The sequence below is a fragment of the Streptomyces sp. NPDC054783 genome (assembly GCF_053611725.1).
The window spans coordinates 206,417-220,123 of sequence record NZ_JBSHAY010000008.1 but is presented as its reverse complement, the minus strand read 5'-3'; the positions used below and the strand labels follow the sequence as shown (position 1 = coordinate 220,123).

The window sequence follows — 13,707 nt, the reverse complement described above, 5'->3', positions numbered from 1 at the left end:
ATCGGTCGGCGGGGGATCAGGCGAGGGCGCGGGACAGGGCGATCGAGTGCAGGAAGCGCATCAGGGTCATCAGCACGTCCTTGCTGGAGGCCCGGCGGCGTACGTCGCAATCCATGATCGGGATCTCCGGGGTCAGGTCGAGCGCGGTGCGCAGTTCCTCGACGGGGTAACGAGGCGCGTCCGGGAAGGAGTTGATGGCGACGACGAAGGGCACGCCGCGCTCCTCCAGCCGGCCCATGACGTCGAAGCTGACCTCCAGGCGCCGGGTGTCGACGAGGACGACCGCGCCGAGCGCGCCCTCGAACAGCCCGTTCCACAGGAACCAGAAGCGTTCCTGGCCGGGGGTGCCGAAGAGGTAGAGCACCAGCTTCTCGGTGATGCTGATGCGGCCGAAGTCCATGGCCACGGTGGTGGCCGTCTTGGATTCGGAACCGTAGTTGTCGTCCACGCCGATGCCGGCCTGGGTCATGGTCTCCTCGGTGGTCAGCGGCCTGATGTCGCTGACGGAACCGACCATGGTGGTCTTGCCGACGCCGAAGCCGCCCACGATCACGATCTTCACCGCGGTCTCGGCCGTGCGCGGCAGATGATCCTCGGTGCGTGGTCCGGGGATGGTGTCAGAGCCGTTGAAGTCCATGCATCACCGCTTCGAGGAGTGAACGGTCCGGGAGCGCCCGGCGGACGACCGGGGCACGCACCTGCACCAGTTCGGCCGTGATCAGCTCGGTGATCAGGACGGTCATCGCGCTGAACGGCAGGTTCAGATAGGCCGAGAGCTCGGCCACGGACAGGGGGTTGGCACAGAGCCGCAGGACCGCGGCCTGCTCCGGTGAGGCGGCCATCTGGGGCGCGTCGCGCGCCACGATTAACGTCACGAGGTCGAGTTCGGCGCGTGCGCCGTCCTCGGATCCGGCGACGGCGTAGAGCCGTTCGGGGTTCTTGGGCTCGGCCTCGCCGTCCGCCGGCTTGGGCGCCGGTGGCTGCGGCTGCGGAGGCGGCGGGAGCTTCGGCTCGCGCCGTTTGCGTCGTGGAGGAGTCATACGCTCTGCCCGTTCCGCCGGGGCGGACTGGTGAGATGGGCGCCGATCCGGACGACGAGGTCGCGCATCATGCCGCTCATCCGGCCCGGTTCGCAGGTGACGTCGGCGAGTACGGCGAGGAAGGCGTTGTCGCCGGCGTTCATCAGGTAGAAGTAGCCGCCGTCGATCTCGAAGACGACGACCTGCATGTCGCCGGCTCCGGGGAGTTCCTTGATGATGGCGCCGGCCAGGCTCTGCACGCCCGCGCAGGCTGCGGCCACGCGGTCGGCGGCGTCGGGATCGCCACCGTAGCGGGCGATGCGCAGTCCGTCCGCGGAGAGGACCACGATCATCTCGATGCCCGGCACGCCGTCGTTGAGCTGCTTGAGCATCCAGTCGATGTTGCCTCGCTGCTGGATCACTTGAGGTCCCCCTCGTCGTCGGCCTCGGTGGTGCCCTCGACGGGCTCGTCCGCGTAGTCGTTGAGCAGGTGCACGTACTTTTCCGGGTGCCTCGTGAAGTCGGTCAGTTCGGGGCCGGTGGCGCCCTCGGGCATGCCCTTGCGCAGGCCGTTCCAGAAGTCCTCGATCCCCTGGCCGATCGGCCGCTCCATGAGCTTCTTGCGCACGGGGTCCATCTCGGGCTGCCGTTCGGGCTTGGGCTGCGACCAGACGGTGGGCCTGCCCTCACGCTCGGCCTGCTCGACCTCGGCCTGCTCGGCGAAGCGCTGGCTGATCGGGGTCTTCATCCGGCTGCGGCGCTGCGGCAGACCGCCCGCCGTCCACTCGGTGACCACCGGGACGTCGTCCTCCATGGAGATCCCGGCCGGGATCTTGGGGCTGGTGGGGCGGCGCCGCTTCGGCGGGCGCTTGGGGCCCTCGACCGCGCCGAGCGCGGGGATCGGCGTGCCGGTGGCGCCGATGCCGTGGGCGGCCCCGACACCGGGCTCGGTGGTCGTCATCACGCGCGGGACGATGAGGATCGCGCGGCAACCGCCGTAGGCGGAGGCCCGCAGCGAGACCTCCATGTCGAACATCTTGCACAGGCGGCCGACGACGGCGAGGCCGAGGCGCGGGTTCTCGCCCAGGTTGTGGGCGTCGTCGAGGTTCTTGGCGTCCTCGATCATCTTCTCGATGCGGGCGCGGGACTCCTCGCTGAGGCTGACGCCGGCGTCCTCGATCTCGATGGCGATGCCGGTCTGCACCTCGGTGGCGGTGACGTGCACCTTGGCCGTGGGCGGCGAGTAGCGGGTGGCGTTGTCGAAGAGCTCGGCGGCGGCGTAGATGACCGGCTCGACGGAGGTGCCCTTGATGTTGATGTTGACGATGGAGTTCAGCTGGATGCGGCGGTACTCCAGGATGCGCGACATGGCACCGCGCAGCGTGCTGTAGAGGGAGACCGGCAGCGGCCACTGGCGGCCGGGGCGGCCGCCGCCGAGGACGGAGATGGTGTCGGCGAGCCGGCCGATCAGCGAGGTGCCGTGGTCGATGCGCAGCAGGTCGTCGAAGACCTCGGGGTTGCGGCCGTGGTCCTCCTCCATCTCCCGCAGTTCGTTGGACTGCTGGTGGACGATGGCCTGGACGCGACGGGCGATGCTCACGAAGGAGCGCTCGGTGGCGTCGCGCATGTTGATCTCGCGGTCCGCGCCGCGCATCGCGGCGCGGAACATCTCCCGGTAGGAGTCGGGCAGGCTGCGCAGTTCGGGGTCGACGTCGTAGCCGTTGACCATCACGTCGCGCAGCGGTTCTCCGGCGCGCAGCCGCAGATGGCCGTGGGGGATGACGTCGCTCGCGAAGCGCCCGATCAGATCGTCGTGGGCGGCGAGACGGTGTTCCAGATACGCGGTGTGACGGGCGTGCTCGGCCTGTTCCTCGCGGAGCCTGCGGCCGCGGCGGGCGGCCTCCCCGCCGATGGCGAGGATCAGCAGCAGGGCCACGGCCCCGACCGCGCCGACGGCGATCCGGGCCGACGCCGGCCCCAGGGCAACGGCCGCGCCGGTCGCGGCGGCCATCAATATGGCCGGCGGCAACAGGACGCGTGTGTAAGGACGTTCACGGCCACCGGGAGGCTTCTGAACACTCACCATGGATGCCTTCTGAGACGAGTCGGCTGGGTGTCGGGGGAGCTTTTGGGGGGAAGGTTCATGGAACTGTCGGGATTTATCGCATGTTTGGGAACAGACGCACGAATTCAGCTCAACTCGGTGCGCCGCGGGCGAGCTTAGTCCGACCGGATCATCGCCGTGTCATATTCGGCAAGCACCTGAAATGGCCCGTACACCAGGAGTACGCTCGACTCCATTTGCACGCTCAGCGCATATTCGAACACTTTCGGTCACGGTGTACGGGCATGCGAAGTGACTCACCGTGATAAGCGAAATGGGGGCCCGAAAGGGCCCCCATGGTCATCCGCTCCGGCGAACCGGAGATCACCCGACCGACGAGTAGGCGACAACCCCCCGCAGCAGCTGTTCCACAGCCTTGCGCGCGGCCTTGGCCACGGTCGAGCCCTCCGCTGGGGCCGCCGCGGAGATCTGGCCGAGAACGTCGATGACCTGCTTGCACCACCGCACGAAGTCCCCCGCGGGCATCTCCGCCTCGCGCAGCACCTCGTCGAGCCCCTTGCCCGAGGCCCACATGTACGCGGCCCAGGCGAATCCGAGATCCGGTTCCCGCTGGCCCACGCCCTCGGTCTGGTTGATCCGGAACTCCTCCTCCAGACTGTCCAGCCGGCCCCAGATCCGGACCATCTCGCCGAGCGCGGCCTTCGCCTTGCCCGAGGGCAGCTTGGGCGCCATCGCGTCGTCGCCGACCCGTGCCTCGTACACCAGCGCCGAGACACAGGCGGCGAGTTCGGCGGGGCCGAGCCCCTCCCAGACCCGCTCGCGCAGGCATTCACTGGCCAGCAGGTCCAGTTCGCCGTACAGCCGGGCCAGGCGCTTGCCGTGCTCGGTGACCTCGTTGCCGCGCAGGTAGTCCAGCTCGGTCAGCAGGGCCACGATCCGGTCGAAGGTCCGCGCGATGGTGTTCGTACGGCCCTCGATGCGGCGCTCCAGCTGTGAGGTGTCACGCAGCAGCCGGTGGTAGCGCTCGGCCCAACGGGCGTGGTCCTCACGGTCGTTGCAGCCATGGCAGGGGTGGGCGCGGATCGCGGTCCGCAGGCGGGCGATCTCGCGGTCGTCGGCTGCCTGCGAGCGCTTCTTGCGGGCCCGCTCCGGCGGGATGTGCCCGGCCTTGGTGCGCAGCGCGGAGGCGAGGTCCCGGCGGGACTGCGGCGAGCGCGGATTGAAGGACTTCGGGATCCGCATCCGGTCCAGCGGCTCGACCGGCACCGGGAAGTCCATCGCCGCCAGCCGCTTGACCTGACGCTCGGCGGTCAGCACCAGCGGGCGCGGACCGTCGAGGTGGTCGAAGCCGCGGTGGCCGTTGGAACGCCCGGCGGGCAGACCGGGGTCCAGCACCAGGGCCAGACCGGCGTACTTGCCCGTGGGGACGTGGATGACGTCGCCCGGCTTGAGCCTCTCCAGCGCCACGGCCGCCTCGGCCCGCCGCTGGTTCGCCCCCTGCCGGGCCAGCTCGGTCTCGCGGTCCTTCAGCTCGCGGCGCAGGCGCGCGTACTCCTCGAAGTCGCCGAGGTGGCAGGTCATGGACGCCTTGTAGCCGGCCAGGCCCTCCTCATTGCGCTGCACCTGGCGGGAGATCCCGACGACCGACTTGTCGGCCTGGAACTGCGCGAAGGAGGTCTCCAGCAGCTCGCGGCTGCGGTGCCGGCCGAACTGCTCGACCAGGTTGACCGCCATGTTGTACGACGGCTTGAAGCTGGAGCGCAGCGGATAGGTGCGGGTGCCCGCGAGGCCGGCGAGGTGCTCGGGGCTCATGCCGCGCTGCCACAGCACGACCGCGTGGCCCTCGATGTCGATGCCCCGGCGGCCGGCGCGGCCGGTGAGCTGGGTGTACTCGCCCGGCGTGATGTCGGCGTGCTGCTCGCCGTTCCACTTGACGAGCTTCTCCAGCACCACCGAGCGGGCGGGCATGTTGATGCCGAGCGCGAGGGTCTCGGTGGCGAACACCGCCTTGACCAGGCCGCGTACGAACAACTCCTCCACGACCTCCTTGAAGGTCGGCAGCATGCCCGCGTGGTGGGCGGCGATGCCGCGCTCCAGGCCCTCGAGCCACTCGTAGTACCCGAGGACGTGCAGATCCTCCGTCGCGATGTGCGCGGTGCGCTCCTCGACCAGGGCGCGGACCTGTTCCCGGGCCTCCTCGTCGTTCAGCCGCAGGCCCGCGTACAGGCACTGCTGGACGGCGGCCTCGCAGGCGGCGCGGCTGAAGATGAACGTGATGGCCGGCAGAAGGCCCTCGGAGTCCAGGCGCTCGATGACCTCGGGACGGCCCGGTGTCCACACCCGCGAGCGCTGTCTGCGCTCCCGCTCCCGGTCGGCCTCGCGCATCGCGCGGCCGCGTCTGCGGTCCTGGTACGACGGCCGGCTCGCCTCCATCCGGGCGAGGCGGACCAGGTCGGGGTTGACGGCCTTCTTGTGGCCCTCGCCCTCCTCGAACAGGTCGTACATCCTCCGCCCGGCGAGGACGTGCTGGAACAGCGGCACGGGCCGGTGCTCCGCGACGATCACCTCGGTGTCGCCACGGACGGTGTCCAGCCAGTCCCCGAACTCCTCGGCGTTGGACACGGTCGCGGACAGTGACACCAGGGTCACCGACTCGGGAAGGTGGATGATCACTTCCTCCCAGACGGCGCCGCGGAAGCGGTCCGAGAGGTAGTGCACCTCGTCCATGACCACATGGCCGAGGCCGAGGAGGGTCTGGGAGCCGGCGTACAGCATGTTCCGCAGGACCTCGGTGGTCATCACGACCACCGGGGCGTCGGAGTTCACGCTGTTGTCGCCGGTGAGCAGGCCGACCTTGCCGGTGCCGTAGCGTCGGCACAGGTCGGCGTACTTCTGGTTCGACAGCGCCTTGATGGGCGTCGTGTAGAAGCACTTCTTGCCCTGCATGAGGGCCAGGTGGACGGCGAACTCGCCCACGATCGTCTTGCCCGAGCCGGTGGGGGCGGCCACCAGTACGCCCTTGCCCGCCTCGAGTGCCTGGCAGGCCTCGATCTGGAAGGGGTCGAGGCCGAAGTCGTACATCTCGCGGAAGGACGCGAGCGCGGTGGCCTGCTCGGCTGCCCGCCTGCGGGCTGCCGCGTACCGCTCGGCCGGAGAGAGGTCCTCTGTCATCGTGCTTTCGAGCGTACCGGGCCGCACTGACAACAGGACGATCATTATCCGGAACGTGGGCCGGCCGGCGAAGACGGATGCCCCCGCCCATCAGGGCGGGGGCATCCGGTGCGGTCAGGCGCGAAGCTCAGGTCACGTCGTCGTAGCCGTTGACCCGGTCCGGGCCGCTCTGCTCGGGCAGGGCCCGGCTGGCCGCGACGGGCTCGATCTCGCCGATCGCCTCGGGGGTGAGGTCCAGGTCGGAGGCCTCGTCGTCGGCGGGTCCGTCCGCCTCGCGTCGGGCCCGGCGGCGGTCGTTGAGCAGCGAGACGGCCACGGCGATGAAGAACAGCGCCCAGATCGGCGCCGCCAGCGCCAGCATCGTGCCCGGGTCGGGGCTGGGCGTGGCCACGGCCGCGAAGGCGGCAATGCCGACGATCATGCCACGCCACCAACCGAGCATCCGCCGGCCGGACAGGATGCCGGTGAGGTTGAGCATCACCAGCAGCAACGGCATCTCGAAGGCGAGGCCGAACACGACTACCATCCGCGTGACCAGGTCGAGCAGCTCGTCCAGCGGAAGCAGGTTCTCCGTACCACTCGGCGTGAGGTCGACCAGGAACTTCGCCGTCACGGGCAGCACGTGGTAGGCGAGGTAGCCGCCGACCAGGAAGAGCGGGAAACCGAGACCGACGAACGCGTAGGCGTACTTCTTCTCGTGCCGGTGCAGGCCCGGTGCGACGAACGCCCACAGCTGGTAGAGCCAGACCGGCGCCGCCAGCACGACGCCGGCCGTCAGCGCGGTCTTCAGGGCCAGAGTGAAGGGACCCAACAAACCACTGACCGTGATGTGCGCACAGTGGGCGTTCTTGGTCTTGACCAGCTGCCCGAAGGTCTGCCCGCAACCGACCGAGTCGAGCACCGGCCGGGTGATGAAGTTGATGATGTCCTTGTAGAAGAAGGCCGAGATCACCGCGACAACGACGATCGCCAGGACGCCCTTCGCGAGCCGGTTGCGCAGCTCACGCAAGTGATCCGCGAGCGGCATCCGCCCCTCGGGATCCTTCTCCTTATTGCGGGCAGGCTTGGGCAACCCACATCCTCATCTCGTGCAGCGGACCGGATGCCCCGGTCCTCGCGTCAGCGCTGGGTCGTGTCCGTCGGCTCGTTGACCGGCCGGGAGCTGGTCACGTCGCCGGGCGCCGCCTGGATCGTGCGCTGAGCCGGGGTCTGCTCCTCGGCGGGCTGGGCGGGGGTGGAAGACGGCTTGCCTTCGTCCTTCATCGCCTTGGCCTCGCTCTTGAGGATGCGCGCGGACTTGCCGAGCGAGCGCGCCATGTCCGGAAGCTTCTTGGAGCCGAACACGAGGACGATCACCAGAACCAGGAGCACCAGGTGCCACGGCTCAAGTGCGTTGCGGAACATAGTCTTCACCTTCTCACTGAGGCGGGGCGGCGGGGCTGTGTCCGGCCGGTCGGACATGTGTCCGAGCATCGTGCTGGCAGCGATCGTAACGCCCAGGGGTGAACGTAGGACAATCCCCGTGCGTACTCCGGCTCCCTCTGCGGACCGCGCCTCGTTGTCCGGGCCGCGATCGCCAGCGTACCTGGACGGGCCGGTCGCCTGACAGGGCGAAGTGACCCAAAGCGCACGGTCTTGGGGGTATCACAGCGCATCCACGGCACGGGCCGCACTGGCCGCCGACCGCTCCAGGTCCTCCGCCGCCCTGTTGATACGGCGCGCCGAGTCCGCGACCTGCTGTCCGAGACGCCGCGCCTCCAGGAAGACCCGGACGGCGAGCACCCCCAGCACCGCGAGACCCAGGAAACCCAACGCTACCGCGCACATCGGCCAGAACATGACGTCGAGACTAGACGGTGGTGTGCAGCCGCAGCGTGCGCACCCCGCCGCCGGTGAGCAGCTCGACGATGCGCTCCCCGGCGGGCTTGCGCACGGCGGCCCCGCACTCGGGGCAGGTGAAGGAGTAGAACGTCGTCCGGCTGGTGGCGCCGATGGCGAGGCGCAGCGCGCTCGCGGCGAGCTCGAAGCGACCCCGGCAGTCCGGGCAGCCCGCCCTGAACATCACGGGGACCGCTCTCCTCATCCCTGCGAAGGCGGCCGCCACCGTCATCTCACCCGCACGCTCGCTCACAGCCCTCGCTCCTTCTTCTCGTCGTTCGCCAAGGCGCCGCTGGAAGGGCCACCGTCCGCCGTCGCGCGTCTGCGGTTCCGCCGTGGCTGGTCGCTCCCCCGAGTTCTCGGCTCCGCTCGAACCCCGGGGGACGCGCATCGCGGCGGAGTCGCATGTCGAACCCGGCCCTGCGCCCCCTCGGGGCGCTGCCTCACCGCGACGCCGTGTCGTACGCCGCCAGCGCCTCCGCCGCCGCTCTCCGGGCGCTGTCGGCCAGCTCCGGCGGGGACACGATCCGGCCGTCGGCGCCGAGCCGCAGTGCCAGCCGGCGCAGGGAGGCCGGATCCGGGGTGCGCAGAGTGATACGCAGCCCGCCGTCGGGAAGCTCATCGGCGCTGTCGTGCGGGTAGTACTCGGCCACCCAGCGGCCGCCCGGGCCGACCTCGACCACGACCTCCGGGTCCTCGGCCGCGGGCTGCACCAGGGCCTCGGAGAGGTCGCGCAGCTCTATCTCGGGCGGCGCGGACGGCTCGTCCAGTATCCGGATCTCCGCGACCCGGTCGAGCCGGAAGGTGCGCCGGGCCTCGGACCGCCGGCACCATGCCTCGACATAGGTGTGCCCGACGCTGACCAGGCGGATCGGGTCGATCTCGCGCTCGGTGACCTCGTCGCGGGCCGGGGAGTAGTAGCGGATCCACAGCCGGCGGCGCTCGGAGATCGCCCGGTCGACGTCGGCGAAGACCCCGCCCTCGGACTCGAAGGTCACCGACAGCCGCGCGCTGGCCCCGGCGGCCTCACCGGCGGCGGCCTCCACCTTCGCGGTGGCCCGCAGCAGGGCCTGCCGGTCGCCCTCGCGCAGGCCCGGCAGGGTCGAGACGGCCCGGGCGGCCACCAGCAGCGCGGTGGCCTCGTCGGCGGCCAGTCTCAGCGGCTCCGCCGCCTCCTCGCCCAGCGCGGCCGGGTTGTGCCACCAGATCCGCTCGCCGTCGGTGTCGATGTCCAGCAGATCGCCACCACGGAAGCTCGTGCCGCACATCGGCAGCAGATCGAGGTCGGCGACCAGCTCGTCCTCGGTGATGCCGAAGGCACGCGCGACGTCCGCGATCCGGGCGCCGGGACGCTCCCTGAGGTAGGTCACCAGGGACAGCATCCGCCGGGTCTGGTCGATGGCGTTCACGGGCCTGACCGGTTTGCCTGCCACAGTCCTGCTCCCCCCTCAGCCCTTGGCCACGGCACGCAGCCGGTCCACCACGTCCGCGCGCAGCTCGGCCGGCTCCAGGACCACCACGTCCGGCCCGAACTCCACCAGCCAGGCGTCCAGGCCGTGCCCGTACGGAATCTCCAACTCGTCCCAGCCGTCGCCGAGTTCCCGCACCCTGGCGGCCTTCGCCCGAAGGGGGTAACCGGCCCCGGAACGCAGCCGGATCAGCGCCGTACCGTCGGCGATCTCGCCCGCCCAGCTCGCCACGGTCTCGCGCACGGTGACGACGTCGGGCACGGCGGCGGTGAAGCCCGTACCGCGCGAGCGGACCCGGCCGGTGATCCGGGAGAGCCGGAAGACGCGCTCGGCACCCCGGTCCCGGTCGAAACCGGCCAGGTACCAGTGCCCGCGCCAGCACTCCAGCGCCCACGGCTCCACATGCCGGGGCTCGGGGCGGGCCGCGGAGGCCTTGCGGTAGTCGAAGACGACCGGGCGGCGGTCCCGGCAGGCCAGCATCAGCGGCTCGAACGCGGCCTCGTGCACCGGGATTCGGGGCTCCAGGGCGCCGTGCGCCTCGTAGGGGTCGACGTCCTCGGGCAGCCCCGCGGCGCGCAGCTTCTGCAGAGCACCGCTGGCCGCGCCGGCGAGACGGGCCTGCTGCCACACCTTCGCGGCCAGACCGAGCGCCGCGGCCTCCTCGGCGTCCAGGGTGATGGGCGGCAGCCGGTTGCTGTCGCGGCGGGCGAGATAGCCGACCTCGCCGTCCAGGTTCTCCACCGTCTCGATGACCAGGCCCAGCTCGCGCAGGTCGTCCTTGTCGCGCTCGAACATCCGGTTGAAGGAGTCGTCGGAGCCCGCCTCCAGGTAGGCCTCGATGCTCTCCCGCAGCTCGCGCTTGCTGAGCGGCCGCCGTGTGCCGAGCAGACACAGCGCCAGGTTCATCAGCCGCTCGGCCTTGGCAATGGCCATCGACGCCCTTCGCCTTTCCTATGGTGCTTCCGACCGATGACCGTACCGCTCCTCACGGCGGTGACAAAAGCCGAGGGCCCATGCCCGAGCAGGCATGGGCCCCAGGTGATCGGAACCGGTCGGACACGACCGGTCGATCAGGTGTGGATCACGTGTGGATCACAACGGGACCGGCGGGGATCAGACGCCCAGCAGGTCCACCACGAAGATCAGCGTCTCGCCCGGCTTGATCGCCGGGGTCGGGCTCTGGTTGCCGTAGGCGAGGTGGGCGGGGATGGTCAGCTGGCGACGGCCACCGACCTTCATGCCCTGCACGCCCCGGTCCCAGCCCGCGATGACCCGGCCCGCACCCAGCGGGAAGCGGAACGGAGTGCCACGGTTCCAGCTGGCGTCGAACTCCTCGCCGGTGCTGAAGGCGACACCCACATAGTGGACGGTGACGGTCTGACCCGCCTGCGCCACCGGCCCGTCGCCCTCCCAGATGTCCTTGATCTCGAGGTCCGCCGGGGGCTCGCCACCAGGGAAGTCGATCTCGGGCTTCTCGATGCTCACGTCAAAAGCTCCTGCTTGTGTACGACACGAAACGTGGACAGTCTTTCATCTCTGCAGCCCCAAAGCCCGTCACGGACACCAGCTTCCCCGCCAGCCACGCACACCACACGGCTACATCGCCGCGAGGATGTCCACCGTGTAGACGAGCGTGGAGTCCTTCTTGACGACCCCGCCGGGCGGAGGGGTGGCGTAGCCCAGCTCCGGCGGTACGACGACCAGCACGCGGCTGCCCACCTTCTTGCCGGTCAGCCCCTGCGCCAGGCCTGGGACCACCTGCTGGATCTGCGCCAGCGGGAACTGGCTCAGCCGCCCCGAGCCGTACGTCCGCTCGAAGGTCTTGTCGCCCTCCCAGACCAGCCCCTGGAACTGGCACAGGACCGTCTGGTCCGCCTTGAGCTCGGGGCCGTCACCCTCCAGGACGTAGGTGGACACGAGCTTCTTCGGCGGGTGCGGCTGCCTGATGGTGACCTTGGGAACCTCGCCGTCGGTGTTCGTGGCGACCTCCGGCAGCGCCGTGTCGCTCTGCGGGACCGGCTTGCCGTGGGAGGAGCTCTTGGAGTTGAAGACATCGATCAGGTCGACGACGAAGACCATCGTGTCGGTGCCCTTGATGCCCGCCTGTGGTTCGCCCGACTTGCCGTAGCCCCAGGTGGGCGGCACCGCCATCAGGACACGGCTGCCGGTCTTCCTGCCCGCCAGCCCGTACCTCCAGCCGTCGATGCTGCTGCCCTGGGCGAGTTGGATGACCAGCGGGATCTTGCGGTCGTAGGAGTTGTCGAAGACCTTGCCCGTGTCCCAGATCTGGCCCAGATAGTTCGCCTGGACGAAGTCGTTCTCCGCGACCGTGCGACCACCGCCCGCGATCACCGTCTTCACCGCCAGGTTCTTCGACGGCTCGCCCGGCCCCTTGGCCACGGTCGGCTTCTCACCGAACTTCGTGCCCGCCGTGATCGCCGGCAGCGGAGCGTCCACGATCTTCGGCGGAGGCATCGTGGACGCCGACGGCGAGACACCGGCCTTGCTGGAGCCGGACTTGCCGTCACCGCACGCGGCCAGTGTGACCAGCCCTGCGGGAACGGCGGCGAGGAGAAGTGAACGTCGGCGCACGGGAGAGCCTCGTAATCGATCGATCTTGCGGATGGCGTGCGCGCAACTCTACGACGCGAGAAGGGCGCCGTACGGTAAACGTACGACGCCCGTGTGGCGTTCCGGCATTTCACACCCGAAACGCTTGGCTCACCCGCTTTCGCCTACATTCCGGCGATCAGCTTCTCCACCCGGTCGTCCACCGAACGGAACGGGTCCTTGCACAACACAGTGCGCTGCGCCTGGTCGTTGAGCTTCAGATGCACCCAGTCGACCGTGAAGTCCCTGCGCTGTTCCTGTGCCCGCCGGATGAAGTCACCGCGCAGCCGCGCCCGAGTGGTCTGCGGCGGAACCGACTTGCCCTCGAAGATCTTCAAGTCGTTGCAGACCCGGGCCGCCTGGCCCTTCTTCTCCAGCAGGTAGTACAGGCCACGACGACGATGAATGTCGTGGTAGGCGAGGTCTATCTGCGCGACCCGCGGATGCGACATCGTCATGTTGTTCTTGGCCCGATAGCGCTCGATGAGCTTGTACTTCATCACCCAGTCGATCTCGGTGGCGATCCGGTCCAGTTCCTCGCTCTCGATCGCGTCCAGGGTGCGGCCCCACAGCTCCAGGACCTGCGCGACCGTGCCGGTACGGATCCCCCGGCGGTCACAGAAGTCCACGGCCTTGTCGAAGTACTCCCGCTGCACCTCCAGCGCCGAGGCCTCGCGGCCGCTGGCCAGCCGCACCTTGCGGCGGCCCGTGATGTCATGGCTGACCTCACGGATCGCCCGGATCGGGTTCTCCAGCGTCAGGTCACGCATCACCGTGCCCGCCTCGATCATGCGCAGCACCAGGTCCGTCGCGCCGACCTTCAGCAGCATCGTCGTCTCGGACATGTTCGAGTCACCGACGATGACATGCAGCCGGCGGTAGCGCTCGGCGTCCGCGTGCGGCTCGTCACGCGTGTTGATGATGGGCCTCGAACGGGTCGTCGCCGAGGACACACCCTCCCAGATGTGCTCCGCACGCTGACTCACGCAGTACACGGCACCACGCGGCGTCTGCAGCACCTTCCCCGCACCGCACAGAAGCTGTCGGGTCACCAGGAACGGGATGAGGATGTCCGCGAGCCGCGAGAACTCCCCGTGCCGTGCCACCAGATAGTTCTCATGGCAGCCGTACGAGTTGCCCGCGGAGTCCGTGTTGTTCTTGAACAGGTAGACGTCGCCCGCGATTCCCTCCTCGTGCAGGCGTCGCTCCGCGTCCACCAGGAGTCCTTCGAGAATGCGCTCGCCGGCCTTGTCGTGGGTGACCAGTTCGATCACGTTGTCACATTCGGGGGTCGCGTATTCCGGATGTGAGCCCACGTCGAGATAGAGCCGGGCGCCGTTTCGCAGAAAGACATTGCTGCTGCGGCCCCATGACACGACACGGCGGAAGAGGTACCGCGCCACCTCGTCAGGAGACAGGCGGCGCTGTCCCCTGAACGTGCACGTGACGCCGTACTCGTTCTCCAGCCCGAAAATGCGGCGGTCCATGACTGAAC

General features: G+C 69.5%; 14 protein-coding genes. All 14 read right to left on the bottom strand.

Translation table 11 applies throughout. The annotated features are described in order from the left end of the window. Positions 1-16: 16 nt before the first annotated feature. Positions 17-637 carry a GTP-binding protein gene (locus ACWGJ5_RS17245; protein ID WP_453310540.1) on the bottom strand — a complete coding sequence of 207 codons (621 nt, stop codon included), beginning with the start codon at positions 635-637 and terminating at the stop codon, positions 17-19. Continuing rightward, complete coding sequence (locus ACWGJ5_RS17240) at positions 618-1,040, bottom strand: DUF742 domain-containing protein (protein ID WP_453310539.1); 423 nt, start codon at positions 1,038-1,040, stop codon at positions 618-620. The genes ACWGJ5_RS17245 and ACWGJ5_RS17240 overlap by 20 nt, the downstream gene beginning before the upstream one ends. Next, positions 1,037-1,441: a roadblock/LC7 domain-containing protein gene (locus tag ACWGJ5_RS17235; protein WP_228618682.1), complete on the bottom strand. Its 405-nt coding sequence runs from the start codon at positions 1,439-1,441 to the stop codon at positions 1,037-1,039. The genes ACWGJ5_RS17240 and ACWGJ5_RS17235 overlap by 4 nt, the downstream gene beginning before the upstream one ends. Then, the gene (locus ACWGJ5_RS17230; protein WP_453310538.1) at positions 1,438-3,105 is read right to left on the bottom strand and encodes an ATP-binding protein; all 1,668 of its coding nucleotides are present in this window, start codon (positions 3,103-3,105) and stop codon (positions 1,438-1,440) included. The genes ACWGJ5_RS17235 and ACWGJ5_RS17230 overlap by 4 nt, the downstream gene beginning before the upstream one ends. 342 nt (positions 3,106-3,447) lie before the next feature. Further along, positions 3,448-6,300, bottom strand: a complete 2,853-nt coding sequence (locus tag ACWGJ5_RS17225) for a DEAD/DEAH box helicase (RefSeq protein ID WP_453310537.1) — start codon at positions 6,298-6,300, stop codon at positions 3,448-3,450. 82 nt (positions 6,301-6,382) lie between these two features. Beyond that, positions 6,383-7,327 (bottom strand): twin-arginine translocase subunit TatC, encoded by a 945-nt coding sequence (gene tatC, locus ACWGJ5_RS17220; RefSeq protein ID WP_453310536.1) that lies wholly within the window; start codon positions 7,325-7,327, stop codon positions 6,383-6,385. 47 nt (positions 7,328-7,374) lie between these two features. Continuing rightward, on the bottom strand, positions 7,375-7,659 hold the full coding sequence (gene tatA, locus ACWGJ5_RS17215) for a Sec-independent protein translocase subunit TatA (protein ID WP_453310535.1): 285 nt from the start codon (positions 7,657-7,659) through the stop codon (positions 7,375-7,377). A 240-nt stretch (positions 7,660-7,899) separates the two neighbouring features. After that, entirely contained in the window at positions 7,900-8,094 is a 195-nt protein-coding gene (locus tag ACWGJ5_RS17210; protein ID WP_453310534.1) for a hypothetical protein, read from the bottom strand. 10 nt (positions 8,095-8,104) lie between these two features. Next, entirely contained in the window at positions 8,105-8,365 is a 261-nt protein-coding gene (locus ACWGJ5_RS17205; RefSeq protein WP_453310606.1) for a hypothetical protein, read from the bottom strand. 211 nt (positions 8,366-8,576) lie between these two features. Further along, a complete protein-coding gene (locus ACWGJ5_RS17200; RefSeq protein ID WP_453310533.1) occupies positions 8,577-9,566 on the bottom strand; it encodes a helix-turn-helix transcriptional regulator in 990 nt (329 codons plus the stop codon). A gap of 15 nt (positions 9,567-9,581) precedes the next feature. Continuing rightward, positions 9,582-10,535 (bottom strand): helix-turn-helix transcriptional regulator, encoded by a 954-nt coding sequence (locus tag ACWGJ5_RS17195; RefSeq protein WP_228618672.1) that lies wholly within the window; start codon positions 10,533-10,535, stop codon positions 9,582-9,584. A 180-nt stretch (positions 10,536-10,715) separates the two neighbouring features. After that, the gene (locus tag ACWGJ5_RS17190) at positions 10,716-11,087 is read right to left on the bottom strand and encodes an FKBP-type peptidyl-prolyl cis-trans isomerase (protein WP_228618670.1); all 372 of its coding nucleotides are present in this window, start codon (positions 11,085-11,087) and stop codon (positions 10,716-10,718) included. Positions 11,088-11,198: 111 nt separating this feature from the next. Continuing rightward, the gene (locus ACWGJ5_RS17185; protein WP_453310532.1) at positions 11,199-12,194 is read right to left on the bottom strand and encodes an FKBP-type peptidyl-prolyl cis-trans isomerase; all 996 of its coding nucleotides are present in this window, start codon (positions 12,192-12,194) and stop codon (positions 11,199-11,201) included. 143 nt (positions 12,195-12,337) lie between these two features. Next, entirely contained in the window at positions 12,338-13,699 is a 1,362-nt protein-coding gene (pafA, locus tag ACWGJ5_RS17180; RefSeq protein ID WP_228618667.1) for a Pup--protein ligase, read from the bottom strand. Positions 13,700-13,707 lie beyond the last annotated feature (8 nt).

What these genes read in the sequence shown, in the direction of transcription:
- ACWGJ5_RS17205 (WP_453310606.1), bottom strand. Translation starts at nt 8,365, where the DNA reads ATGACGGTGGCGGCCGCCTTCGCAGGGATGAGGAGAGCGGTCCCCGTG.
- ACWGJ5_RS17230 (WP_453310538.1), bottom strand. Translation starts at nt 3,105, where the DNA reads ATGGTGAGTGTTCAGAAGCCTCCCGGTGGCCGTGAACGTCCTTACACA.
- tatA (WP_453310535.1), bottom strand. Translation starts at nt 7,659, where the DNA reads ATGTTCCGCAACGCACTTGAGCCGTGGCACCTGGTGCTCCTGGTTCTG.
- ACWGJ5_RS17210 (WP_453310534.1), bottom strand. Translation starts at nt 8,094, where the DNA reads ATGTTCTGGCCGATGTGCGCGGTAGCGTTGGGTTTCCTGGGTCTCGCG.
- ACWGJ5_RS17245 (WP_453310540.1), bottom strand. Translation starts at nt 637, where the DNA reads ATGGACTTCAACGGCTCTGACACCATCCCCGGACCACGCACCGAGGAT.
- pafA (WP_228618667.1), bottom strand. Translation starts at nt 13,699, where the DNA reads ATGGACCGCCGCATTTTCGGGCTGGAGAACGAGTACGGCGTCACGTGC.
- ACWGJ5_RS17195 (WP_228618672.1), bottom strand. Translation starts at nt 10,535, where the DNA reads ATGGCCATTGCCAAGGCCGAGCGGCTGATGAACCTGGCGCTGTGTCTG.
- ACWGJ5_RS17240 (WP_453310539.1), bottom strand. Translation starts at nt 1,040, where the DNA reads ATGACTCCTCCACGACGCAAACGGCGCGAGCCGAAGCTCCCGCCGCCT.
- ACWGJ5_RS17225 (WP_453310537.1), bottom strand. Translation starts at nt 6,300, where the DNA reads ATGATCGTCCTGTTGTCAGTGCGGCCCGGTACGCTCGAAAGCACGATG.